Source organism: Pedococcus sp. P2_D7 (genome assembly GCF_056404295.1).
In genome coordinates this window covers 194,779-218,425 of sequence record NZ_JBFUEH010000006.1, presented here as the reverse complement: position 1 = coordinate 218,425, position 23,647 = coordinate 194,779, and the positions used below count along the sequence as shown (strand labels likewise).

Annotated in this window: 18 protein-coding genes; 8 read left to right on the top strand and 10 right to left on the bottom strand. The window is 70.1% G+C overall.

Annotated elements, in window-relative coordinates; genetic code table 11:
- Nucleotides 1-64: 64 nt before the first annotated feature.
- From AC1DWJ_RS16040 to AC1DWJ_RS16030, 3 genes are all read right to left on the bottom strand, one after another.
- Nucleotides 65-2,278: an NADP-dependent isocitrate dehydrogenase gene (locus tag AC1DWJ_RS16040; RefSeq protein WP_477621318.1), complete on the bottom strand. Its 2,214-nt coding sequence runs from the start codon at nucleotides 2,276-2,278 to the stop codon at nucleotides 65-67.
- A 330-nt stretch (nucleotides 2,279-2,608) separates the two neighbouring features.
- Nucleotides 2,609-3,400 carry an aquaporin Z gene (aqpZ, locus tag AC1DWJ_RS16035; RefSeq protein WP_477621317.1) on the bottom strand — a complete coding sequence of 264 codons (792 nt, stop codon included), beginning with the start codon at nucleotides 3,398-3,400 and terminating at the stop codon, nucleotides 2,609-2,611.
- Between the two features lie 450 nt (nucleotides 3,401-3,850).
- Entirely contained in the window at nucleotides 3,851-5,407 is a 1,557-nt protein-coding gene (locus AC1DWJ_RS16030) for a S10 family peptidase (RefSeq protein WP_477621316.1), read from the bottom strand.
- Nucleotides 5,408-5,457: 50 nt separating this feature from the next.
- Between AC1DWJ_RS16030 and AC1DWJ_RS16025 the strand changes: the two genes are divergently transcribed.
- A complete protein-coding gene (locus AC1DWJ_RS16025; protein WP_477621315.1) occupies nucleotides 5,458-6,261 on the top strand; it encodes an exodeoxyribonuclease III in 804 nt (267 codons plus the stop codon).
- A gap of 49 nt (nucleotides 6,262-6,310) precedes the next feature.
- Here the strand turns inward: AC1DWJ_RS16025 and galK are convergent, their stop codons facing one another.
- The 4 genes from galK to AC1DWJ_RS16005 are packed head-to-tail and all read right to left on the bottom strand — an operon-like array spanning nucleotide 6,311 to nucleotide 11,389.
- Nucleotides 6,311-7,474: a galactokinase gene (galK, locus tag AC1DWJ_RS16020; protein WP_477621314.1), complete on the bottom strand. Its 1,164-nt coding sequence runs from the start codon at nucleotides 7,472-7,474 to the stop codon at nucleotides 6,311-6,313.
- A complete protein-coding gene (galT, locus tag AC1DWJ_RS16015) occupies nucleotides 7,471-8,586 on the bottom strand; it encodes a galactose-1-phosphate uridylyltransferase (RefSeq protein WP_477621313.1) in 1,116 nt (371 codons plus the stop codon). Before galT ends, galK begins: the two co-directional genes overlap by 4 nt.
- A complete protein-coding gene (locus AC1DWJ_RS16010) occupies nucleotides 8,583-9,395 on the bottom strand; it encodes a DeoR/GlpR family DNA-binding transcription regulator (protein ID WP_477621312.1) in 813 nt (270 codons plus the stop codon). The genes galT and AC1DWJ_RS16010 overlap by 4 nt, the downstream gene beginning before the upstream one ends.
- 5 nt (nucleotides 9,396-9,400) lie before the next feature.
- Nucleotides 9,401-11,389 carry a beta-galactosidase gene (locus AC1DWJ_RS16005; protein WP_477621311.1) on the bottom strand — a complete coding sequence of 663 codons (1,989 nt, stop codon included), beginning with the start codon at nucleotides 11,387-11,389 and terminating at the stop codon, nucleotides 9,401-9,403.
- Nucleotides 11,390-11,667: 278 nt separating this feature from the next.
- On the opposite strand from AC1DWJ_RS16005, the gene AC1DWJ_RS16000 reads away from it, so the two are divergent.
- Genes AC1DWJ_RS16000 through AC1DWJ_RS15970 form a run of 7 tightly spaced genes read left to right on the top strand, consistent with a single transcriptional unit; the run spans nucleotide 11,668 to nucleotide 19,758 of the window.
- Nucleotides 11,668-13,014, top strand: a complete 1,347-nt coding sequence (locus tag AC1DWJ_RS16000; protein WP_477621310.1) for an ABC transporter substrate-binding protein — start codon at nucleotides 11,668-11,670, stop codon at nucleotides 13,012-13,014.
- A gap of 30 nt (nucleotides 13,015-13,044) precedes the next feature.
- The gene (locus AC1DWJ_RS15995; RefSeq protein WP_477621309.1) at nucleotides 13,045-13,986 is read left to right on the top strand and encodes a carbohydrate ABC transporter permease; all 942 of its coding nucleotides are present in this window, start codon (nucleotides 13,045-13,047) and stop codon (nucleotides 13,984-13,986) included.
- Complete coding sequence (locus AC1DWJ_RS15990; protein ID WP_457252617.1) at nucleotides 13,983-14,915, top strand: carbohydrate ABC transporter permease; 933 nt, start codon at nucleotides 13,983-13,985, stop codon at nucleotides 14,913-14,915. The genes AC1DWJ_RS15995 and AC1DWJ_RS15990 overlap by 4 nt, the downstream gene beginning before the upstream one ends.
- On the top strand, nucleotides 14,912-17,065 hold the full coding sequence (locus tag AC1DWJ_RS15985; RefSeq protein WP_477621308.1) for an alpha-galactosidase: 2,154 nt from the start codon (nucleotides 14,912-14,914) through the stop codon (nucleotides 17,063-17,065). Before AC1DWJ_RS15990 ends, AC1DWJ_RS15985 begins: the two co-directional genes overlap by 4 nt.
- A gap of 4 nt (nucleotides 17,066-17,069) precedes the next feature.
- Nucleotides 17,070-18,101, top strand: coding sequence for a tryptophan--tRNA ligase (gene trpS / locus AC1DWJ_RS15980; RefSeq protein WP_477621307.1), 1,032 nt, complete (start codon nucleotides 17,070-17,072; stop codon nucleotides 18,099-18,101).
- Nucleotides 18,102-18,157: 56 nt separating this feature from the next.
- Nucleotides 18,158-18,673, top strand: a complete 516-nt coding sequence (locus tag AC1DWJ_RS15975) for a 2'-5' RNA ligase family protein (protein ID WP_457252614.1) — start codon at nucleotides 18,158-18,160, stop codon at nucleotides 18,671-18,673.
- Between the two features lie 2 nt (nucleotides 18,674-18,675).
- A complete protein-coding gene (locus AC1DWJ_RS15970) occupies nucleotides 18,676-19,758 on the top strand; it encodes a YihY/virulence factor BrkB family protein (RefSeq protein WP_477621306.1) in 1,083 nt (360 codons plus the stop codon).
- A gap of 57 nt (nucleotides 19,759-19,815) precedes the next feature.
- Here AC1DWJ_RS15970 and AC1DWJ_RS15965 read toward each other — a convergent pair whose 3' ends face one another.
- Genes AC1DWJ_RS15965 through sdhA form a run of 3 tightly spaced genes read right to left on the bottom strand, consistent with a single transcriptional unit; the run spans nucleotide 19,816 to nucleotide 23,620 of the window.
- Nucleotides 19,816-21,057, bottom strand: coding sequence for a D-alanyl-D-alanine carboxypeptidase family protein (locus tag AC1DWJ_RS15965; RefSeq protein ID WP_477621305.1), 1,242 nt, complete (start codon nucleotides 21,055-21,057; stop codon nucleotides 19,816-19,818).
- Nucleotides 21,058-21,068: 11 nt separating this feature from the next.
- Complete coding sequence (locus AC1DWJ_RS15960; RefSeq protein ID WP_457252611.1) at nucleotides 21,069-21,845, bottom strand: succinate dehydrogenase iron-sulfur subunit; 777 nt, start codon at nucleotides 21,843-21,845, stop codon at nucleotides 21,069-21,071.
- Complete coding sequence (gene sdhA / locus AC1DWJ_RS15955) at nucleotides 21,845-23,620, bottom strand: succinate dehydrogenase flavoprotein subunit (protein WP_457252610.1); 1,776 nt, start codon at nucleotides 23,618-23,620, stop codon at nucleotides 21,845-21,847. The genes AC1DWJ_RS15960 and sdhA overlap by 1 nt, the downstream gene beginning before the upstream one ends.
- Nucleotides 23,621-23,647 lie beyond the last annotated feature (27 nt).

Here is a 23,647-nt window from a genome sequence, read left to right as displayed (position 1 = left end):
GTCCCACGGACGGGTATGCCGCGCGGTCACCCAGGGTGACGACGCGGCATACCCGCGGGTCGTGTCAGCGCAGGGCGGCCAGGGCCTCGTTGAAGGTCGCGGACGGACGCATCACCGCGGCCGTCTTGTCCTCGTCGGGGCGGTAGTAGCCCCCGATGTCGGCGGGATGCCCCTGCACGGCCAGCAGCTCGTCGGTGATCGTCGCCTCCTGTGCCGCGAGGGTCTCGGCCACCGTGGCGAACGACGCGGCGAGCTCCGCATCCTCGGTCTGGGTCGCGAGCTCGTGGGCCCAGAACAGCGCGAGGTAGAAGTGGCTGCCGCGGTTGTCGATCTGGCCGACCTTGCGGGCCGGGCCCTTGTTCTCGTTGAGCAGCCGCTCGGTCGCGCGGTCGAGGGCCTCCCCGAGCAGCTCGGCACGGGCGTTGTCGGTGGTGGTGGCCATGTGGCGCAGGCTCTCCGCCAGGGCGAGGAACTCGCCGAGGCTGTCCCAGCGCAGGTAGTTCTCCTGCACCAGCTGCTGGACGTGCTTGGGGGCCGAGCCGCCGGCCCCGGTCTCGAACAGCCCGCCGCCGTTCATCAGCGGCACGACGGACAGCATCTTGGCGCTGGTGCCGAGCTCGAGGATCGGGAAGAGGTCGGTGTTGTAGTCGCGCAGCACGTTGCCGGTGACCGAGATGGTGTCCTCACCCTTGCGGATCCGCTCGACCGAGAACGTCGCGGCGTCGACCGGCGACATGACCTGGAGGTCGAGACCCTCGGTGTCGTGCTCCGGGAGGTAGGCGTTGACCTTCTCGATGAGGTTGCGGTCGTGGGCGCGCGACTCGTCGAGCCAGAAGACCGCCGGGGTCCTGGAGGCCCGGGCGCGGGTGACGGCCAGCTTGACCCAGTCCCGGATCGGGGCGTCCTTGGTCTGGCAGGCGCGCCAGATGTCACCGGGCTGGACGTCGTGGGACATCAGGACGTCGCCGGCCGCGTTGACCACCTGGACGGTGCCCGCCTCGGCGATCTCGAAGGTCTTGTCGTGGCTGCCGTACTCCTCGGCCTTCTGGGCCATCAGGCCGACGTTGGGGACCGAGCCCATCGTGGTCGGGTCGTAGGCGCCATGGGTGCGGCAGTCGTCGATGACGGCCTGGTAGATCCCGGCGTAGGAGCTGTCGGGGATGACGGCGAGGGTGTCGGCCTCCGCGCCGTCCGGGCCCCACATGTGGCCGGACGTGCGGATCATGGCCGGCATCGACGCGTCGACGATGACGTCGCTCGGGACGTGCAGGTTGGTGATCCCCTTGTCGGAGTTCACCATCGCGAGCCGCGGCCCGTCGGCGAGGCCCCGGTCGATGGCAGCCTTGATCTCCGCGCCCTTGTCGCCGAGGGCGGCGAGGCCGTCGATGATCGAGCCGAGGCCGTTGTTGGGGGACAGGCCCGCCGCGGCGAGGTCGGCGCCGTACTCGGCGAACACGTCGGGGAGGAAGGCCCGCACGACGTGGCCGAAGATGATCGGGTCGGAGACCTTCATCATCGTGGCCTTGAGGTGCACCGAGAAGAGCACGTCCTCGCTCTTGGCGCGGGCGATCTGCTCGGCCAGGAAGGCGTCGAGCGCAGCGGCCCGCATGACGGTCGCGTCGACGACCTCGCCCTCGAGGACGGTCAGGCCGTCCAGGAGGACGGTCGGGCCGGCGTCGGTCACGAGCTGGATGGTGAGGGTGTCGGCGGAGGGGATCACGACGGACTGCTCGTTGGACCGGAAGTCGTTCTCGCCCATGGTCGCCACGTTGGTCTTCGAGTCGGCGCTCCAGGCGCCCATCGAGTGGGGGTGCTTGCGCGCGTAGTTCTTGACGGCGGCGGGAGCGCGTCGGTCGGAGTTTCCCTCGCGCAGCACGGGGTTCACGGCGCTGCCCTTGACGCGGTCGTACCGGGCCCGCGCGTCGCGCTGCTCGTCGGTGCTCGCCTCGTCGGGGTAGTCGGGCAGGGCGTAGCCCTTGGCCTGCAGCTCCGCGATGGCCGCCTTGAGCTGGGGAAGGGAGGCTGAGACGTTGGGCAGCTTGATGATGTTGGCCTCGGGGGTGGTGGCCAGCTCGCCGAGCTCGGCGAGGGCGTCACCGATCCGCTGGTCCTCGGGCAGCACGTCGTCGAAGGCGGCGATGATCCGGCCCGACAGGGAGATGTCGCGGGTCTCGACGTCGACCCCTGCGGTGCCGGCGAAGGCCTCGATCACCGGGAGGAAGGAGTAGGTCGCCAGCATGGGCGCCTCGTCGGTCAGCGTGTAGATGATCTTGGCCATGGAGGCGACTCTCTCCTGAGGTGGGGTCCGGGGTGTCGGGCGGCGGGGACGGTGTTCAGGCTATCGGCCCGATGGGTCGCCGTCCCGGCGCTGGCACCACAGTATCTTGATATCAAGATACCTGTGCAACCGCCCACCGGCGCGACGGCCAGGGCGGCGCTAACTCGCCTTTTGTATGAGTAAGCGACGGCCTGGGCGGCGCTAACTCGCCTTTTGCATGAGTAAGCGACGGCCAGGGCGGCGCTAACTCGCCTTTTGTATGAGTAGGCGACGGCCAGGGCGGCGCTAACTCGCCTTTTGTATGAGTAAGCGACGGAGAGGAGGGAGGGCTCAGGTGGTGGGCTTGAGGTCCTCGGGGTCGACGACACCGGTGATGTCCTCGTCCCGGCGGTCGACGCCGGTCACGAGGTGGTACGTCGCCCCGGCGATCACGGCACCGATGATCGGCGCGACCCAGAACGCCCACAGCTGGGCCGGTGCGCCGTTGCCGTTGAAGAACGCGACCGCCGTGGAGCGGGCCGGGTTCACCGACGTGTTGCTGATCGGGATCGAGATCAGGTGGACGAGGGTGAGGGCGAGGCCGATCGCAATGGGGGCGAAGCCGGTCGGGGCCCGGTCGTCGGTCGCGCCGAGGATGACGTAGAGGAAGAACGCGGTGAGGATCGCCTCGGCGCAGAGCACTGCGACCAGCGTGTAGCCGCCGGGGGAGTGGTCGCCGTAGCCGTTGGCGGCGAGGTTGCCGGTCGCGTCGAAGCCCGAGACTCCGCGGGCGATGCCCCAGAGCGCGAGGCCGGCGAGGAGGCCACCGAGGACCTGGGCGACGAGGTAGGCCGGGACGTCCTTCCAGGGGAAGCGCTTGGCCACGGCGATCCCGATGGTGACCGCGGGGTTGAAGTGCGCCCCGGAGACGTGCCCCACGGCATACGCCATCGTCAGCACGGTGAGGCCGAAGGCGAGGGCGACACCGAGGAAGCCGATGCCGAGCTGGACCGCCTGCCCGGTCACGACGTTGGGGGCCAGGTACTTCGCCGAGAAGATGGCGCTTCCGCACCCGCCGAAGACGAGCCAGAAGGTGCCGAGCGCCTCAGCGCCCAGTCGTGAGGTCAGTGCAGGTGTGCGCATGCGCAGCTCTCCTTGGGAAAGAAAGGGCCCACCCGGCCCATGCCGTGACCACTCTCCCGCACTCACGCGCTTTGCACACGTCCGACACCCTGAGCGCCCCGGCGCGCCGACCCTCCTCCGAAGGGACGAGGTCGGCCTCGTCGAATCCGTCCGAAGGCGGGCCGCAGACCGGACGCATGCCGCGAAACGGACACCGGGTTCTGGCGATCTGCCGAGGCGCCCGGCGGTGGTCACCTACCTTCAGGGCAAGGGTCACGGCTGGCCGGGTGCAGGGGCGGCCGCCGTGGTCCGAAAAGCCCGATCGGACAGACAGACGCACCGCCCCCACGGAACAACGACGTCGCGGTCTACTTCGGCAGCAGGGATGCCGAAGTCGGCGGCGGTCGCCGGACCCGATCACCCCCACCAGGACCCCGACGGCGTCGACGACGATGCCCTGCAGACTCCTCGTCAGCGGTCACGAGACCTCTCGCCACTGGACCTTTCAACAAACGACGCCAGGTCCTTGGACTGTTGGAGCCGGCTGGGCTCGTGGACGTACATCATGTGGCCGGCCTCGTAGTAGGCGTGCTCGATGTTGCCGCGCAACGACTCCGCGACCTCCAGGTGCGCCACGACGTCCTGCGCCCCGTAGTAGGGCGTCGCCCCGTCGTGGTAGCCGTAGGCGATGTGGACCTTGAGGTGGGGATTGGCGCGCATCGCCCGGGCGAGCTGGGCACTGACGTCGACCGGCTTGCCCTCGAACTCCTTGAACGACCAGTCGGTCGAGGCCAGCTCGGACAGCTGGGTGTAGGGCAGGTCGTTGCGGTAGTCGAGCTCGTCCCGCACGTAGTGGTTCCACGCGGCCGCATAGGGACCGCTGATCGCGTCCATCGACGGGTCGGCGTCCCACGTCTCGGCGTTGCCACGGGCCAGGGGTCCGGTGAAGCGCGAGTCGAGGCGACCGACGGCCAGGCCCTGGTCGCGCAGCAGCTCGGTGAAGAAGCGGACGTGCTCGATCCGCAGGTTCGCCCGGTCCACGTACTCCTCCGACAGGCCGGTCAGGGCCGCGAGGCGGGTCACGTGCTCGGCTCGCTCCGCGGCGGTCAGCCGGGACCCCCGCGACAGCGCCCACGGGTAGTCGCGCGCCGCATACTCCTCCGCCTCGGCGAGCACCGTCTTGAGTGACTTGCGTCCGTGCTTGCCGTGGTAGTGGGCGGTGGCGGCGTAGGTCGGCAGGTAGTCGACGTGGGCGCGGTCGTTGCGGAACTCGAAGTCGACGGTGGCCAGGTCGAGCACCGAGCTGATCAGCATGATGCCGTTGACGTAGAGCCCGTGGCGGGTCTGCAGGTGCTCGGCGAGCGCCGCCGCGCGGATCGTGCCGTAGGACTCACCGGCGATGAACTTCGGTGACAGCCAACGGTTGTGGCGTGTGGTCCAGAGGCGGATGAGCTCGCCCACGCTCTCGATGTCGGCCTTGAAACCGTGGTACTCCTTCGGCTTCCCACCCTCGACTGCGCGGGAGTAGCCGGTCGAGACGGGGTCGATGAAGACGAGGTCCGAGACGGCGAGCAGGGACTCGGTGTTGTCCACCAGGTCGTAGGGCGGGGGCGTGAGCCGGCCGACGTCGCCGGAGTCGACCCGTCGTGGTCCGAGCAGACCCAGGTGGAGCCAGACCGAGCTGGAGCCCGGACCGCCGTTGAACGCGAACGTCACGGGGCGACGGGAGCTCGCCGGCGCGTCGAGGACGTAGGAGGTGACGCTGAGCTCGGCCTTGGCCTTGTGCCCCTTGAAGACGCCGTGGTCGAACACCTCCGACCGCAGGACGATGCGCCCCGCCGTGGCGGTGTAGCGCAGGGTGCGCCGACCGACCTTGAGGGTATGCCGCGTGGTCACCAGGTCGTCCTTCGGCGGCACGGGCGGTGGCTCGGCGTTCGGCTTGGCCCCGGTCGCGCCGCCCGCCTGCAGCGGGGAGGACTCGGCTGGGGTCGTGGGCGCAGGGGAGGTCTGCGGGGTCTCGTCGGCCATGGTCGGCACCCTAGTGCGGGTCGTCGGGCTCCGGCACCGACAATGTGGGGGTGCGCCTGATCTCCGCGAACGTCAACGGCATTCGTGCCGCCACCCGCCGTGGCGGGATGACCTGGCTGGCGGACCAGCGGCCGGACGTGCTGTGCCTGCAGGAGGTGCGGGCCACGGACGACCAGCTCCGCGAGTGCCTGGACGTGGGTGGCTTCGGCACCTGGCACGTCGCCCACACCGAGGCGGAGTCGAGGGGGCGCGCGGGCGTGGCCGTGGTCAGCCGCCAGCCGCAGTCCCGGGTGCAGGTGGCGGTCGGACCTGTCGAGTTCGACGGCGCCGGGCGCTGGGTCGAGGCCGACCTCGAGACCCGCGCCGGGATGGTCACCGTCGCCTCCACGTACGTCCACACGGGAGATGCTGGTACCCCCCGCCAGGAGCAGAAGCTGCGGTTCCTCGATGCCATCGGGTCCCGCCTCGACGCCTGGACCTCCGCCGGGTCGCTGGCGGTCGTCACCGGCGACCTCAACGTCGCCCACCGTGAGGACGACCTCAAGAACTGGAAGGGCAACCTGCGCAAGTCGGGGTTCCTCCCCGAGGAGCGCGACCGCTTCGACCGCTGGTTCGAGGCCGGGCACTGGGTCGACGTGCACCGGGCTGCGCACGGCCCTGGCCCGGGCCCCTACACCTGGTGGTCCTGGCGGGGCCAGGCGTTCGACAACGACTCGGGCTGGCGGATCGACTACCAGCTGGCCAGCCGCCCGCTCGCGGCGCGGGCGGCCACGGCGTCGGTGGGCCGCGCGGCGGCATACGACCTGCGCTGGTCCGACCACGCGGCGGTCGTGGTCGACTACGACCTGGACTGACGGCAGGCTCTCCCGAAGAGGGGTCTGGCGCCGGGTCGGGTCGCGGGGGTCAGTGGTCGCGAGTGGCCGAGCCGGAGGCAGCGACCACGAAGCAGTCGGGCGCCCCGAAGCCCCGGTCGGAGAAGGCCTGCTCCACGGCTGCGATGGTCGCCTCTGCCGCGTCGGCACGGATCAGCGCGATGGCCGACCCTCCGAACCCTCCGCCGGTCATCCGTGCCCCCAGCGCTCCTGCGCCGAGAGCAGCCTCGACGGCCGTGTCGAGCTCGGCCACCGAGATCTCGAAGTCGTCGCGCATCGAGGCGTGGGAGGCGACGAAGAGATGGCCCACCGTCTGGAAGTCGTTGTGGCGCAATGCCTCCACCGTCTCGCGCACTCGCTCGATCTCGGTGACGATGTGTCGCGCCCGTCGTCGGAGCAGGTCCGAGGAGAGCGTGGTGAGGCGGTCGGACAGGTCGTCGACGGAGACCTCGCGGAGGCTGGTCACGTCCAGCTCCCGGGCGGCCTGCTCGCACGAGTCGCGGCGTTCGGCGTACTGGCCGTCGACGAGCGCGTGCTCGGCCCGGGTGTCCATGACGAGCAGGGCCAGCCCGTGTGCGGCGAGGTCGAACGGCACCTGCTCGGTGCTGTGGTCGCGGCAGTCGAGGAGCAGCGCCTGGCCCGCCTCGGCGAGCAGGGCGGCGGACTGGTCCATGCCGCCGGTGGGGGCCTGGGCGACCGTGTTCTCGGCCTCCACGCAGACGGCGGCGAGTGCCGAACGCCCCGACGGCGTCGCCAGCAACCGGAGGTCGTGGAGGTCGGAGACGCCGGCGGCCACGGCACACTCGAGGGCAGCCGAGCTGGAAAGCCCGGCGCCCAGCGGCACGTGGCCGTCGACGGCCACGTCGAGCCCGCCCACGGCATACCCGGCACTGCGCAGGGACCACGGCACCCCTGCGACGTACGCGGCCCAGCCGGACGGGTGCCCGGCGCCGACGTCTCCCAGCTCCACCTCGACGACGCCGTCACCCTGTGCGGAGACGATCCGCACGAGGTCGTCGTCGCGACGGCGCACGGCCGCGAAGGTGCGCTGCGGGAGTGCGATCGGCAGGCAGAGCCCGCTGTTGTAGTCGGTGTGCTCCCCGATGAGGTTGACCCGGCCGGGCGCCGACCACACACCAGTGGGCTCAGCGCCAAAGGTGGAGCGGAAGAGCCGGGCGGCGCTGTCAGCGCTCACCGGGCCACGTCTCGCAGGCGCTCCGCGATCTGCTCCGGTGGCACGTCGTTGACCCAGCCGCCCACCCCGGACTCCGACCCGGCGAGGTACTTGAGCTTCTTCGGGGAGCGCAGGACCGACATCACCTGCAGGTGCAGTCGCGACACCTCGCGGCCTCGGCTGCTGGGGGCCTGGTGCCAGCCGGAGATGTAGGGCAACCGGATCGGGCTGCCGTCCTTGGCCACGTAGTAGCGGTCGAGACGCTGCAGCAGGTCGAGGTAGACGGTCGCCAGGTCGTCGCGTTCGGACGGCGTGAGGGAGGGCAGGTCGGGCACGTCGCGCCGCGGTGCCAGGTGCACCTCGACCGGCCAGCGGGCTGCGAAGGGCACGTAGGCCACCCAGTGCTCGCTCTCGGCGACGATGCGGACCTTGGCCTCGAGCTCGGCGGCGAGGATGTCCGCTCCGAGCAGCCGTCCGGTGCGCGCGTGGTGCTCGGTCGCCTGCGCCAGGATGGCCGCGGAGCGTTGCGGCACATAGGGATACGCGTAGATCTGGCCGTGAGGGTGGTGCAGCGTGACACCGACCTGCTGGCCGCGGTTCTCGAAGCAGAAGACCTGTTCCACCTCGGGGAGGTCGCCCAGCTCGGCAGTGCGGTCGGCCCAGGCGTCGATCACGGTGCGGGTCCGGCTGGGGGACAGGTCGGCGAAGGTCGAGTCGTGGTCGCTGGTGAAGCAGACCACCTCGCAGCGCCCCAGGGCGGGGGCGGTGCGGTCCAGGTCGTCGGTCGGCTCGTCGTCCGGGTGGTGGTCCGAGACCGGCGCGAAGGAGGGGAAGCGGTTCTCGAACACCACGACGTCGTAGACCGCCTCGGGCACCTCCGAGGGCACGCTCCCGGTGCCCGTCGGGCACAGGGGGCACTCGTCCTTGGGGGGCAGGAAGGTCCGGTTCAACCGGTGACCGGCGACGGCGACCCAGTCGCCCACGAGGGCGTCGTGCCGGACCTCGCCCGAGCGGGCGCGCTCCCCGAGGGGGCGCTGGTCCTCGGCGGTGCGCACCGGTGCGTCGAAGCTGTCGTCGAAGTAGATGATCTCCCGACCGTCCGCGAGCCGACGGCTGGTGCGGGTCAGGCTCATGGGGTTCCTCGTCGGCGTCGGTCGAACCGGGTGCGGGGCTGCGTGGCGATCGTGACCTCGGCGCCGGCCTCGGTGAGGGCGGTGCGGGCGCGCGACCCGAGTCCCTCGTCGGAGACCACGAGGTCGACCGACGAGAGCGGGATGATCGTGCTGAGGCCGACGGTGCCCCACTTGGTGTGGTCGGCCAGGACGCAGACCTGTCGGGCGGTCTCGACCATGGCGCGGTTGGTCTCGGCCTCGACCAGGTTGGGGGTGGTGAGACCGGCCTGCGCGTCCATGCCGTGCACGCCGAGGAAGAGGCGGTCGACGTGGAGCATCCGCAGCGCCGTGACGGCCACCGGTCCCACGAGCGCGTCCGAGGGGGTCCGCACGCCACCGGTCAGGACGACCGTCTGCCCGGGTGCGCCGGACTCGTGCAGCAGCTGGGCGACGGGCACCGAGTTGGTGACGACGGTGAGGTCGGAGACCGCACACACGGCGCGGGCGAACTCGAAGGTGGTCGTGCCCGCGGAGATCCCGATCGCGGCACCGGGTTCGACGAGCTGGGCGGCCGCCTCGGCGATGGCGATCTTCTGCGCCTGCATGAGCCCTGACTTCGCCGTGAAGCCGGGCTCCTCGCTGCTGCGGGTGCCGACGGCGAGGGCTCCACCGTGCACCCGCTGCACCAGACCCTCGCCGGCCAGCTGCTCGATGTCGCGCCGCACGGTCATGTCGGAGACGCCGAGCTGCTCGACCAGCTCGGACACCCGAACCCCGCCAGTCTCCTCGACGAGCCCGAGGATGGTGGTGCGACGCTGGCTCGCGAGCATCTCGATCAGTCCTCCCTGACGACGGCGACGCCACCCGGCGGGAGGGTGACGGTCGGGCCCACGGGGCCATCAGCCACCACATCATGGCCGGTCGCCGGCACCTCTTGGTGCTGGTGGGTGTCGTTGACCAGGAACAGCCACGAACCCTCGGCGCCCCGGCGACGGGTGGCCTCGACGCCCGGTGGGACGTCGGCGACCGGGGAGACCCCGCCCGCCCGGGTGACCTGGGCGAGGACCGCCCCCAGCGACGAGTCGTCCGGGAGCGTGCTGAGGTACCACGCGGCGCCCTCCCCGGTGACGCGTCGGGTGAGGCTCGGTCGCCCGGTGAGGGGGCCGGCGGCATACCGGTCGAGCGCCTCGCTGTCGACGGCGGTGACGTCCTCGCTCCAGAGTCGCCCGGCGCCGCCCTCGGCGAGCGCGACCGTCTCACCGGGCATGAGGGGGAAGAACTCCTCGACGCGGACGCCGAGCAGGTCGCGGAACGCGCCGGGGTAGCCGCCGAGCCGCACGTGGTCGTCCTCGGTGGCGATGCCGGAGAAGAAGGTGACGAGCACCTGGGCGCCGGCCTCGGCGGCCGCGGCGATGGCCGCCGCGTGCTCGTCGGTCACCAGGTAGAGGGTGGGGACCACCACGACCCGGTATGCCGTGAGGTCGGCACTCGGGTGCACCACGTCGGCCGTGATGCCCTGGTCGCGCAGCACGCGGTGGATGGCGTGCGCCGTCGTGGGGTAGCGCAGCTCACTGGACGGCATGGCCGGACCGTGGGCGGCCCACTGGGCCTGGTAGTCCCACAGGATCGCGACGTCGGCCTCGACCCGCGAGCCCTTGAGTGCCCCGAGCCGCCCGGCCAGCGCGCCGAGCTCGCAGACCTCGCGGAACCGCGCGCTGTCGCGCCCCGCATGGGGGACCAGTGCGGAGTGGAACTTCTCGCTGCCCGACCGGGACTGCCGCCACTGGAAGAAGCCGATCGTGTCGGCGCCCCTCGCCACGTGGGCGATGCTGTCGCGCACGGTCTGGCCGGGGTCCTTCGCCGGGTTGACCGGCTGCCAGTTCACCGCGCTCGTCGAGTGCTCCATCAGCAGCCAGGGGGCACCGCCGGCGAGGCCGCGGGTCAGGTCGCCACTGAAGGCGAGCTCCGCCCGGGGGTGCTCGAGGGTGGCCACGACGTAGTGGTCGGTGCTCACGACGTCCTGGTCCGGCGCCCACTGGTGGTAGTCGAGGTGGTCGAAGTGTGCGAGCGTCATGAAGTTCGTCGTCACCGGCACGCCGGGGGAGAGGTCGCTGAGGACCGCCTTCTCGCTGCGGTGGAAGTCGAGCAGGGTGTCGGACTGGAAGCGCTTGTAGTCGAGCTCGTGGGTGGGGTTGGCAAAAGTCGTCGTGAGCCGCGGGGGCAGGACCTGCTCCCAGTCGGTGTAGCGCTGGCTCCAGAAGGCGGTGCCCCAGGCGTCGTTCAGGTGGTCGAGCTCGGTGTAGCGGCGCTCCAGCCAGACCCGGAACCCGGCGGCACAGGTGTCGCAGTAGCAGGGGATGTTGTGGCAGGCGTACTCGTTCGAGACGTGCCACAGGGCCAGCGCGGGGTGGTCGTGGTAGCGCTGCGCCAGCTGGGCGGTGAGGGCGAGCGCGTGGTCGCGGTAGATGCGCGAGCTCGGGCACCAGGCCTGCCGGCTGCCCGGCCACAGGGTCCGACCCTCGTGGTCGACGGGCAGGATCTCGGGGTGCGCCGCCGACAGCCACGGGGGAGGGGTGGCGGTCGCGGTCGCGAGGTCGACCGCGATGTCGTTCTCGTGGAGCAGACCCATGATGTCGTCGAGCCAGCCGAAGTCGTACTCGCCCTTGGCGGGCTCGAGCCACGACCACGAGAAGACGCCGAGCGTCACGAACGAGACTCCGGACTCCCGCATGAGCTCCATGTCCTCGGCCCACACCTCGCGGGGCCACTGCTCGGGGTTGTAGTCGCCTCCGAAGGCGATCCGATCTGTCGGCCACTGACGCATGGGCGACAGTGTTGCGCCGCTCAGGAAGTCATGTCAACAAAAATCAACATGTTGACGTCGAGATATTGGGAACCACTCCAAGAACGCGCGTCGGCAAGCGGATGCCGTTGCCGTTGAGCGGATCCAGTGAAGGATCACGATGGGAGACCGTTCCCGGGAAATGCTTGACAGCAGTCGGCCCGGCGGTCATCCTCGTTTCTTGTTGGTGGTTTTTGATCGAATCTGTCGATCTGATCGACCTCACCACGCCGGTGCAAATAGCGTTCAAAGGAGACCGCATGTCCCGCCCCGCCTCTGAGGCCGAGTACCTCGCCAGCCTCGTCCCTGCCTCCGTCCGCGGTGTGAGCCGCCGGACCCTGCTTCGCGGCGCCCTCGGCGCCGGCACCCTCCTAGCCGCCCCGACGTTGCTGGCCGCCTGTGGCGGCGGTGGCTCCGGTGGTGGCGCAGCCACGGGCACCGTGACGGTCGGCTCGAACCAGTCGGACGCCGTCCCGAAGGCTGCGATCCAGGCCGTCATGGACGCCTTCCAGAAGGCCAACGCCGGCCTGACGGCCAAGGTCAACACGATCGACCACAACTCCTTCCAGGAGAACATCAACAACTACCTCCAGGGCTCGCCCGACGACGTGTGGATGTGGTTCGCGGGCTACCGGATGCGGTTCTTCGCCTCCAAGGGCCTCGCGGGCGACGTCTCGGACATCTGGAAGGACCTGTCCGGCGCCGGGATGTCCGACGCGCTCAAGAAGGCCTCGACGGGCGACGACGGCAAGCAGTACTTCGTGCCGTCGACCTACTACCCGTGGGCGATGTTCTACCGCAAGAGCGTCTTCGAGCAGCACGGCTACACCGAGCCCAAGACGCTTGACGAGTTCAAGACCCTCGGCACCCAGATGAAGAAGGACGGCCTCGTCCCGATCGCGTTCGGCGACAAGGACGGCTGGCCCGCCATGGGCACCTTCGACCAGCTCAACCTGCGGGTCAACGGCTATGACTTCCACGTCAACCTGATGGCCGGCAAGGAAGCCTGGAACAGCGACAAGGTCAAGGCCGTCTTCGACACCTGGGCCGGACTGCTCGAGTACCACCAGCCCGACTCGCTCGGACGCACCTGGCAGGAGGCCGCCCAGACGCTCCAGCAGAAGAAGGCCGGCACCTACCTGCTCGGGTCGTTCGTGGCCCAGCAGTTCGCGAAGGGGGCGGAGCAGGAGGACCTCACGTTCTTCAACTTCCCCGAGGTCGACTCCACCATCGGCGCGGACGCCATCGAGGCACCCATCGACGGCTACATGATGGCCAAGCGGCCCAAGAACGAGGCGGGCGCCAAGAAGCTGCTCGGCTACGTGGGCTCCGCCGCGGCTCAGAACATCGTCGTCAAGGCCGACCCGAGCGTCATCGCGACGAACGACCAGGCCGACAAGGCGGCCTACACGTCGCTGCAGAAGAAGTCGGTGGAGTTCGTGTCGCAGGCCAAGTCGATCGCCCAGTTCATGGACCGCGACACCCGGCCGGACTTCGCCTCGACGGTGATGATCCCTGCCATCCAGTCCTTCCTCAAGAACCCGAAGGACATCGACGGACTCGTCAACAGCATCGAGAAGCAGAAGAAGAGCATCTTCGCGAGCTGACCACCCGCGACGACGCCTCGAGGAGTCACCGTGTCGACAACCACCACGCCCGATCGCACCACGCCGAAGCCCGCCAAGCCGAAGCGCTCGAAGTACCGGGGCATCGACCACCTGTCCCCAGTGGACCGGGTCGTCGTCTCCGTGATGATCGGCGTCCCGACGCTGCTCGTGCTGTGGCTCGTCGTCGTCCCGGCGGTCGGGTCGGTCCTGCTCTCCTTCACCAACTGGGACGGGATCGGCCCGATCTCCTCGGCCAAGGTCGTGGGGCTCCAGAACTACAAGGACGTCCTGACGATCTACCCGCCGTTCATCCCGGCACTCCAGCACAACCTGATCTGGCTGGCCGTGATGTTCTTCATCGCCACCCCGATCGGCATGTTCCTCGCCATCCTGCTCGACCGGGAGGTGCGCGGTTCGCGGGTCTACCAGACCGCGATCTACCTCCCGGTCGTGCTGTCCCTGGCCCTCGTCGGGTTCATCTGGCAGCTCATCTACAGCCGCGACCAGGGCTTCATCAACCAGATCACCGGTGGCTCGATCGACTGGTACGGCGACACGCGCTACAACCTCTGGGCAGCCCTGCTCGCGTCGAGCTGGCGACACGTCGGCTACATCATGTTGCTCTACCTGGCCGGACTGAAGGGCGTCGACCCGACGCTGCGCGAGGCGGCCAAGGTCGACGGGGCCAACGAGCGGACGACGTTCTTCAAGGTCGTCTTCCCCGTGATGTTCCCGATCAACATCATCGTGCTCGTCGTCACCGTCATCGAGTCGCTGCGAGCCTTCGACCTGGTCTGGGTCATCAACAAGGGGCGCAACGGCCTCGAGCTGATCTCGACCCTCGTGACGAGCAACATCGTGGGAGAGGCCAGCCGCATCGGCTTCGGGTCGGCGCTGGCCACCTTCATGCTCGTCATCTCCTCGATCTTCATCGTCCTGTACCTACGGATCGTCATGAGGGAGCAGCGATGACTGCCAGCAGTGAGGCGCCGCAGGTGGCGGCGCCCAGGAGCCGGAACCCGTTGAGCACCAAGCGTCCCCAGGGCGTCGGGTCCAAGAAGGGCAACCGCGGCATCCAGGTGTTCCTGGCCATCGTGGCGCTCGTCTGGATCTTCCCCGTCGCCTACGCCGTCCTCAACAGCTTCCGCGACTACGCCTACACGTCGCAGCACGGCTACCTGTCGTTCGGCGGGTTCACCCTGGCCAACTACAAGAACGCCTGGGAGCAGGCGAACTTCTCCCACACGATGCTCAACTCGGCCTACATCACGGTCCCGGCCGTGGTGTTGACGCTCTTCCTGTCGGCCTGCGTCGCCTTCGTGGTCGCGCGGTTCTCGTTCAAGTTCAACCTGGCCCTGCTCGGGTTGTTCACGGCGGCAAACCTCCTGCCGCCCCAGGCCCTGCTCATCCCGGTCTACCGGATGTTCCGCGCCATCGAGGTGCCGTTCTGGTTCAGCGACTCGGGCACGCTGCTCAACTCCTACTGGGGCCTGATCCTCGTCAACGTGGCCTTCCAGACCGGCTTCTGCACCTTCGTGCTGTCCAACTACATGAAGACGCTGCCGCGCGAGCTCTACGAGTCGGCCGTCGTCGACGGGGCCGGCGTGCTCCGCCAGTTCTTCCAGCTCACCCTCCCGCTGTGCCGTCCCCCGCTCGCCGCGCTGGCTACCCTCGAGGTGACCTGGATCTACAACGAGTTCTTCTGGGCGACGGTGCTGCTCCAGTCGGGCGACAAGTACCCCGTGACGAGCTCGATCAACAACCTGCGCGGCCAGTTCTTCACCGACAACAACCTCGTGGCGGCCGGCTCGGTGGTCATCGCGCTGCCCACCCTGATCGTCTTCTTCCTCCTGCAGAAGCAGTTCGTCGCAGGCCTGACCCTGGGAGCAACCAAGGGATGACGTCGCCGACCGCAACCCTCCGGTCCGCTGGTACCTGTCTCGTCCTCGACACCTCGGGGGGAGGGCTCCCGAGGGTGCTGCACTGGGGCGCCGACCTCCCCGACGCCGTGGTCGCCGAGCTGGCCAGCATCGTCGTCGGGCCGGTGCCCCAGAACGGCCTCGACGAGCCGTGGCCCCTCACCGTGCTGCCCACCACCGGCGACGGCTGGCTGGGCACCCCCGGGTATGCCGCGCACCGAGCCGGTGGCGCGGCCGCCCCCCGGTGGGACGTCAGCGCCGAGCTGGACGGCGAGCGCGCGCTGGTCACCACCGCGAGCGACGGTGCCGTCCAGGTCGTGCTGCGGCACTCCCTCGACGAGCACGGCGTGCTCAGGGTGTCGAGCTCGGTGACGAACACCGGCGGCGACGCTGAGAGAGCGCCCCTCGACGTCGGCGCGCTGCGGGCGCTGCTCCCGCTCCCGTCGCGGGCCACCGAGGTGCTCGACCTGACCGGCCGGTGGTGCCGCGAGCGGTCGCCGCAGCGCTCCGTCCTCCAGGACGGCACCCACCTGCGCGCCTCCCGTCGGGGGCGCACCGGCCACGACGCCACCCTGCTGCTGACCGTCGGCACCGCCGGCTTCGGCTTCCGCACCGGTGAGGTCTGGTCCGTCCACGTCGCGTGGAGCGGCAACCACGAGCACCTCACCGAACGCCTCCCCGAGGGCGCCGGCATCCACGCCGCCGTGCTCGGCGGTGGCGAGCTGCTCGAGCCGGGCGAGATCCGGCTCGCGCCGGGTGAGACCTACACGTCGCCCGACGTCGTGTTCGTCCACGCCACCGACGGCCTCGACGGGCTGTCGCGTCGGCTGCACGGCAGTCAGCGCGGCACGGCGGCCCACAGCAACGACCCGCGGCCTCTCGTGCTGAACACCTGGGAGGCGGTCTACTTCGACCACGACCTCGACCGGCTGAAGCAGCTCGCCGACACGGCGGCCGGGATCGGCGTCGAGCGGTTCGTCCTCGACGACGGGTGGTTCGGCAGCCGCCGCGACGACCGCAGGGGGCTGGGTGACTGGGTCGTGTCCGACGACGCGTGGCCCCAGGGGCTCGGAGCCCTCGTCGAGCACGTCAAGGGACGCGGCATGGAGTTCGGGCTGTGGTTCGAGCCCGAGATGGTCAACCTCGACTCAGACCTGGTGCGGGCCCACCCCGACTGGGTCATCGGACCCAAGGCGGGACGCCCGCGTCCGTCCCGGCACCAGCACGTCCTCGACCTCGCCAACCCCGACGCGTCAGCCCACGTCGAGCAGCAGATCAGCGCATTGGTCGCCGAGCTCGGCATCGACTTCATCAAGTGGGACCACAACCGCGACCTGCACGAGGCGGTGCGCACCGGCCCCGACGGGGTCGACCGGCCGGCCGTGCACGCCCAGACGACCGCCTTCTACGCCCTCCTCGACCGGCTCCGGGCGGCCCACCCCGCCCTCGAGATCGAGTCGTGCTCCAGCGGGGGCGCCCGGGTCGACCTCGGCGTCCTGGCCCGCACCGACCGGATCTGGACCAGCGACTGCAACGACGCGCTCGAGCGCGCGCAGATCCAGCGCTGGACCTCGCTGCTGGTGCCGGCTGAGCTGATGGGCACGCACATCGGCCCGGCGACGGCTCACACCACCCACCGCACCCTCGACCTGTCCTTCCGGATGCTGCTGGCGCTCCAGGGCCACGCCGGCCTGGAGTGGGACATCACCGGGTGCACCCCCGACGAGCTGACCGCCCTGACCGCCTGGTCCGGGCTCTACCGCGAGCTGCGCCCCCTGGTGCACACGGGTGACCTCGTGCGCGCCGACCTCCCCGAGGAGCAGGGGCTGCTCGTGACCGGCACCGTCGCACCGGGAGGCGAGCAGGCGGCATACACGGTCCTGCGGACCCACACGGGTCCGTCGGTGGCGCCCGGCCTCCTCACCCTCCCCGGGCTCGACCCGGAGCGGACCTACACGGTCCGGGTCCGCCCGGAGGCGGGCCTGCCTGCGGTGACCCAGGCGCGCGGACCGGGCTGGTGGGACGACGCCGTCGACGCCGGCATCCGGGTCAGCGGGGCCGCGCTTGGACAGGTCGGGCTCGCGCTGCCGGTGCTGGCCCCCGCCCAAGGTTTCCTTCTGCACCTGACCTGACAGAATGACGGGCATGCCTGAGACGTCCGCTCCCGCTGCGCTGCCCCGGACCCTGTCCGGGATGCAGCCGACCAGCGACTCCCTGCACCTCGGCAACTACCTCGGGGCACTGGTCAACTGGGTGAAGCTGCAGGACGAGTTCGACGCCTTCTACTTCGTGGCCGACCTGCACGCACTGACGGTGCCGACAGAGCCGGCGGTGCTGCGCCAGCGCACCCGCGCGACGGCGGCCCAGTTCATCGCGGGCGGGGTCGACCCCAAGACCTCCGCGGTGTTCTGCCAAAGCCACGTCACCGAGCACGCCGAGCTGGGCTGGGTGATGAACTGCCTGACCGGTGACGGCGAGGCGCGGCGGATGACCCAGTTCAAGGACAAGGTCGCCAAGGGCCAGAACGCCAACGTCGGGCTGCTCACCTACCCGATGCTCATGGCCGCCGACATCCTCATGTACGACGCCGCCTTCGTGCCGGTCGGCGAGGACCAGCGCCAGCACCTGGAGATCACCCGCGACCTGGCGGAGCGGTTCAACACCCGCTTCGGCGAGACGCTCGTGGTCCCGGACGCCTACATCGTCAAGGGCTCGGCCAAGATCATGGACCTCCAGGACCCCACGTCGAAGATGAGCAAGACGGGGTCCTCGCCCAAGGGCCTGATCGACCTGATGCAGGACCCGGCCACGATCGCCAAGAACATCCGCTCGGCCGTCACCGACACCGACGGCGAGGTGCGCTACGACCCCGAGCACAAGCCGGGCATCTCCAACCTGCTCGTCATCCACTCGGTGCTGTCCGGCACTCCCGTCGAGGAGATCGCGGCGTCCTTCGCGGGTCGTGGCTATGGCGACCTCAAGAAGGAGGTGGCCGACGTCGTGGTCGAACGCCTCACGCCGTTCCAGGAGCGGATGACCGAGCTGCTCGACGACCCGGCCGAGCTCGACCGGATCCTCGCCGACGGCGCCGACCGCGCGCGCGAGGTCGCCCAGGCCACGATGGCTCGCGTGCGCGCGGCCGCGGGACTGCTGCCCAGTGCCCGCTGACATGACACTGCTCCCACAGAGCTTCTCCGAGAACGGCGTTGGGTAGGGTCGCCGTCGTGCCCACCATCGGTGTGTCCATCGCCATCCCGTCACCCCACGCGGAGATGCTCCAGGCCAAGCGTGCCTCCTTCGGCGACCCCTTGGCCGACTCGATCCCCACCCACGTCACCCTGCTGCCGCCGACCGAGGTCGAGGGCGATGAACTGTCCGACGTGGTCGAGCACCTGGCAGACGTTGCCACCCAAGGCCATTCGTTCCCCATGGTGTTGCGGGGCACGGGCACGTTCCGGCCCATCTCCCCGGTGGTCTTCGTCCAGGTCTCCGGTGGGCTGGCCGACTGCGAGCTGCTCGAGAAGTCGGTGCGGCGCGGGCCGCTCAAGCGCAAGCTCGACTTCTACTACCACCCGCACGTCACGGTGGCCCACCACGTCTCCGACGACAACCTCGACCGCGCCTTCCGCGACCTGGCCGACTTCGAGTGCACCTTCGAGGTGACCGACTTCCACCTCTACGAGCACGGCGCCGACGGCGTGTGGCGCCCGGTCCGGTCGTTCGAGCTGGACGGGGCCTGAGGGTGCGGACCCTCAAGGCCTGGTGGGCGCGGTTCCAGGCGACCTCCGTCTGGCGGGCGTGGAAGCGCTACGGCGACCACCGCGGCAACCTCATCGCGGGTGGGGTCGGCTACTTCGCCTTCTTCTCGGTCTTCCCTGCGGTGCTGCTGGCCTTCACGGTGTTCGGGATCGTGCTCCGCAGCCAACCCCAGCTGCTCGCCGACACCAAGGACGCCATCAACAACCTGCTGCCCGGCTTCGTCAAGACGCCGACGCAGCCCAACGGGGTCATCGACGTGAGCGCACCGACCGGAGCGGCCCTGTCGGTGCAGGGCGTGGTCTCGGTCGTCGGCCTCGTGCTCGCCGGCACCGGCTGGCTGGGCGCGCTGCGCGACGGCATCCGCGCCATCTTCGGCGTGGAGGGCCAGCCGGGCAACGTCGTGGTCGCCAAGCTCCGTGACCTCGGGGTGCTGCTGCTGCTGGGCGTGGCGATCGTGCTCTCGGCGGCAGTCGGCGCCGTCGCCGGCTCCACGGCCTCGTGGGTGGCCGAACTCGTCGGGCTCGGCGGTCAGCAGTGGGTCCTCGCCATCGTCGCCTTCGTCGTCGGTGTCGCCCTCGACGGCGCGATCGTGGCGGTGATGCTGCGCATCCTGTCGGGCATCCGGCTGCCCTGGCAGGCCGTGCGCCATGGTGCGATCTTCGGTGGGGTCGGGCTGACCGTGCTGAAGACCTTCGGCGCGCTGCTCATCTCGAGCACCACCGCGAACCCGCTCTACCTCGGGTTCGCGCTCGTCGTCGGCCTGCTCGTCTGGCTCAACTTCATGTCGCGGGTCATCCTCATCTCCGCCGCCTGGGCCGCCAACGACCTCGAGACCGGCGCCGCAGCCCCCGGCCTGAGCGTTGGCCAGGTCGACAAGCTCGTCGAGGGCCCGGCCCCCGAAGCGCTCGTCACGATCCGCGAGCGCACCGATGCGGGCCTGCCCACGTTCGGGCAGCGCGCCGCGGACCGGACCAGCGTCGCCGCGGGAGCGGTGCTCGGCGCGGTCGGTGCGATCGCGCTCGGCACGATCGGCCGCGGCCTCCGGAGCCTCGTCCGCCGTCGGTGACGCTCCGCCCCGCACGACCCGTTGAGGCCGGGCTCGGCGGTGGCTCAGCCGTGTGGCTCAGCGGTGCCGCGCGGCGCGACGGGCCCGGACGACCCGCCGTCGGGCTCGGACCACCAGGGTGAGGGCCAGGAGCGCCACAGCCGTGCCGGCCAGGCCCACGGTGCCTCGCCAGCTGCTCGGCCACCGCGGACCAGCCTCCGGGACAGCGGCAGCCCTGGCCGCCGCACCGGTCGCTGCCGGGGCGGTGGGCGCCAGTGTGGGGGAGCCGCTGGGCAGCGGGTTCGGTGGTGTGGTGACGGTGCCGGGCGCGACGAGCTCGCCGACCGCCCCGGCGCGGTCACCGTACGCGAAGGCCCAGTCGTACATCGCCGCCTGCGGCCGCCACGACGAGTCCAGCCCGTACATCTCGCTGAGCAGGTAGGTCTTCCCGCCGCGCCGGACGGCCGAGATGAAGGTGCGGTTGGCCTTCTCGGTGTAGCCGTTCTTGATCCCGATGGTGCCCTCGTAGTTGTAGAGGAGCTTGTTGTGGTTCTGGATCTTGAACGTGGCGCGCTTCTTGGTCTTGGGGTCCACCCGACCGGGGAAGTCGACCTGCTTCGTCGTGACGTAGGTGCGGAAGTCCTTCAGCTCCAACGCCGCTCGCCCGATCAGGGCCAGGTCATAGGCGCTCGACGTCTGCCCGGGCACGTCCAGCCCCGACGGGTCCTTCGCGACCGTGTCGTGCGCCCCGAGGTATGCCGCGTGCTCGTTCATCGCGGTCAGCGTCGCCTCGCGTCCGCCGCCGGCCTCGGCCAGCGCGTAGGCCGCATCGTTGCCCGACGACATCAACAGCCCCTGGAAGAGCTGGCGTCCCGTGTAGGGGAGCCCGGGGACCATGCCGACCCGCGTGCCGTCCGCGTTCGCGTCCGCCTGGGTCGCGACGATCGTGCGGGTAGCCGGGACCTCCGGGATCAGGGTGAGGGCGGTGAGCGTCTTCAGGGTGCTCGCCGGCAACAGGCGGGCGTGGGCCGCCTTGGCCGCGACCACCTTCCCCGAGTCGAGGTCGGCCAGCACCCACGAGACGTCCTTGAGCTGCGGCGGGGCGGGCACTCCGGCGGGCAGGTCCGTGACGACCCCCATCGAGGCGAGCTGTGGCCCCCCGACCGACAACAGCGGCTCCACCGTCGCCTGCGGCACCGGCAGCGTCGTGGTCGTCACCGTCGGCGTCGGCTTCGGGGTGGTCGCCGCGTCGGCGCCACCCGGCGCGAGCGCGACCACCGCGACGGAGAGGGCGACGAGCGCGCGTGACGACGCTGTCACGAGTGCCAAGGTCAGAAGCGACTGGTCAGGAGTGCGCGCTTCACTTCCTGGATCGCCTTCGTCACCTCGATGCCACGAGGGCACGCGTCGGTGCAGTTGAAGGTGGTGCGGCAGCGCCACACCCCTTCCTTGTCGTTGAGGATCTCCAGGCGCTGCGTGCCGCCGTCGTCGCGGCTGTCGAAGATGAACCGGTGGGCGTTGACGATGGCCGCCGGACCGAAGTACTGGCCGTCGTTCCAGAAGACCGGGCAGCTCGTCGTGCAGGCCGCGCACAGGATGCACTTGGTCGTGTCGTCGAACCGGTCGCGGTCGGCCTGGCTCTGGATCCGCTCCCGCGTGGGCTCGTTGCCCTCGGTGATGAGGAAGGGCATGACCTCGCGGTAGGCGTCGAAGAACGGCTCCATGTCGACGATGAGGTCCTTCTCGACGGGGAGGCCCTTGATCGGCTCGACGGTGATCGGCTTGTCGGGGTTGACGTCCTTGATCAGCGTCTTGCAGGCGAGCCGGTTCTTGCCGTTGATCCGCATGGCGTCCGACCCGCAGACGCCGTGGGCGCAGGACCGGCGGAACGACAGCGAGCCGTCCTGGTCCCACTTGATCTGGTGCAGCGCGTCGAGCACGCGGTCGGTGGCGTGCGCGGTGACCTCGTAGGTCTCCCAGTGCTGCTCGCTGTCGGTCTCGGGGTCGAACCGCGAGATCTTGAGCGTGACGGTGAAGGACGGGACCGCCCCGGCCTTGGGGGCGTCCTGGCCGCCGGTCGCGGCGGTCTTCTCAGCAGTCGCGGTCATCAGTACTTGCGCTCCATCGGCTGGTAGCGGGTGACGGTCACGGGCTTGTAGTCGAGGCGGACCTCGTCCGCGAACTTCGGGCCCTGCTCGACATCGGTGACGGGCGCACGGTAGGCCATCGTGTGACGCATGAAGTTCACGTCGTCGCGGGCCTCGTAGTCCTCACGGAAGTGGCCGCCGCGGGACTCCTTGCGCGCGAGTGCACCGAGCGTGATCACCTCGGCCAGCTCGATCAAGAAGCCGAGCTCGACGGCCTCGAGCAGGTCGGTGTTGTAGCGCTTGCCCTTGTCCTGGACGACGACGGCCGCGTAGCGCTCCTTGAGCTCGTCGATGACGCCGAGGGCCTCCTTCATCGAGGCCTCGGTGCGGAACACCTGGACGTTGCGGTCCATGGTCTCCTGCAGGGCGCGGCGCAGGTCGGCGACGCGCTCGCCGCTGTCGCGGGTGCGGATGGTCTCGACCATGCCCTCGACCAGCCCGGCCGGGTTGGCGGGCAGGTCCACGAACGGTGCGTTCGCGGCATACTCCGCGGCGGCGATGCCGGCCCGGCGCCCGAAGACGTTGATGTCCAACAGGCTGTTGGTGCCGAGGCGGTTGGACCCGTGCACGGAGACGCAGGCGACCTCGCCGGCGGCGAACAGGCCGGGGACGATGTCGGTGTTGTTGCGCAGCACCTCGGTCTCGACGTTGGTCGGCACGCCACCCATCGCGTAGTGCGCGGTCGGGTAGACCGGCACCGGCTCGGTGTAGGGCTCGACGCCGAGGTAGGTCCGTGCGAACTCGGTGATGTCGGGGAGCTTGGCGTCGATGTGGGCCGGCTCGAGGTGGGTCAGGTCGAGCAGCACGTAGTCCTTGTTGGGACCGGCGCCACGTCCCTCGCGGACCTCGTTGGCCATCGACCGCGCGACGATGTCGCGGGGTGCCAGGTCCTTGATGGTGGGGGCGTAGCGCTCCATGAAGCGCTCGCCGTCGGCGTTGCGCAGGATGCCGCCCTCACCGCGGGCCGCCTCGGAGAGCAGGATGCCGAGCCCGGCCAGACCGGTCGGGTGGAACTGGAAGAACTCCATGTCCTCCAACGGGATCCCGCGTCGGAAGGCCACCCCCATGCCGTCACCGGTGAGGGTGTGGGCGTTCGAGGTCGTCTTGAAGACCTTGCCCGTGCCACCGGTCGCGAAGACGACCGACTTGGCCTGGAACACGTGCAGCTCGCCGGTGGCCAGCTCGTAGGCCACGACGCCCGCGGTGTGCTCGACGCCGTCGGGGCCGGTGTTCATCAGCAGGTCGAGGACGTAGAACTCGTTGTAGAACTCCACGCCCTGCTTCACGCAGTTCTGGTAGAGCGTCTGCAGGATCATGTGACCCGTGCGGTCGGCCGCGAAGCACGACCGGCGGACGGCGGCCTCACCGTGGTTGCGGGTGTGGCCACCGAAGCGGCGCTGGTCGATCTTGCCCTCGGGCGTGCGGTTGAACGGCAGGCCCATCTTCTCGAGGTCGATGACCGCGTCGATGGCCTCGCGGCACATGATCTCGGCAGCGTCCTGGTCGACGAGGTAGTCGCCACCCTTGACCGTGTCGAAGGTGTGCCACTCCCAGTTGTCCTCCTCGACGTTGGCGAGGGCGGCACACATGCCGCCCTGCGCCGCGCCGGTGTGGGAGCGGGTCGGGTAGAGCTTGGTCAGCACCGCCGTGCGGGTGCGGGTGCTCGACTCGAGCGCGGCGCGCATGCCTGCGCCGCCGGCCCCGACGATGACGACGTCGTACTTGTGCGTCTGCATCTAGTTGCTACTTCCTTGAATGGCGCC

What these genes read in the sequence shown, in the direction of transcription:
- AC1DWJ_RS16040 (WP_477621318.1), bottom strand. Translation starts at nt 2,278, where the DNA reads ATGGCCAAGATCATCTACACGCTGACCGACGAGGCGCCCATGCTGGCG.
- aqpZ (WP_477621317.1), bottom strand. Translation starts at nt 3,400, where the DNA reads ATGCGCACACCTGCACTGACCTCACGACTGGGCGCTGAGGCGCTCGGC.
- AC1DWJ_RS16030 (WP_477621316.1), bottom strand. Translation starts at nt 5,407, where the DNA reads ATGGCCGACGAGACCCCGCAGACCTCCCCTGCGCCCACGACCCCAGCC.
- galT (WP_477621313.1), bottom strand. Translation starts at nt 8,586, where the DNA reads ATGAGCCTGACCCGCACCAGCCGTCGGCTCGCGGACGGTCGGGAGATC.
- AC1DWJ_RS16010 (WP_477621312.1), bottom strand. Translation starts at nt 9,395, where the DNA reads ATGCTCGCGAGCCAGCGTCGCACCACCATCCTCGGGCTCGTCGAGGAG.
- AC1DWJ_RS16005 (WP_477621311.1), bottom strand. Translation starts at nt 11,389, where the DNA reads ATGCGTCAGTGGCCGACAGATCGGATCGCCTTCGGAGGCGACTACAAC.
- AC1DWJ_RS16000 (WP_477621310.1), top strand. Translation starts at nt 11,668, where the DNA reads ATGTCCCGCCCCGCCTCTGAGGCCGAGTACCTCGCCAGCCTCGTCCCT.
- AC1DWJ_RS15990 (WP_457252617.1), top strand. Translation starts at nt 13,983, where the DNA reads ATGACTGCCAGCAGTGAGGCGCCGCAGGTGGCGGCGCCCAGGAGCCGG.
- AC1DWJ_RS15985 (WP_477621308.1), top strand. Translation starts at nt 14,912, where the DNA reads ATGACGTCGCCGACCGCAACCCTCCGGTCCGCTGGTACCTGTCTCGTC.
- trpS (WP_477621307.1), top strand. Translation starts at nt 17,070, where the DNA reads ATGACGGGCATGCCTGAGACGTCCGCTCCCGCTGCGCTGCCCCGGACC.
- AC1DWJ_RS15960 (WP_457252611.1), bottom strand. Translation starts at nt 21,845, where the DNA reads ATGACCGCGACTGCTGAGAAGACCGCCGCGACCGGCGGCCAGGACGCC.
- sdhA (WP_457252610.1), bottom strand. Translation starts at nt 23,620, where the DNA reads ATGCAGACGCACAAGTACGACGTCGTCATCGTCGGGGCCGGCGGCGCA.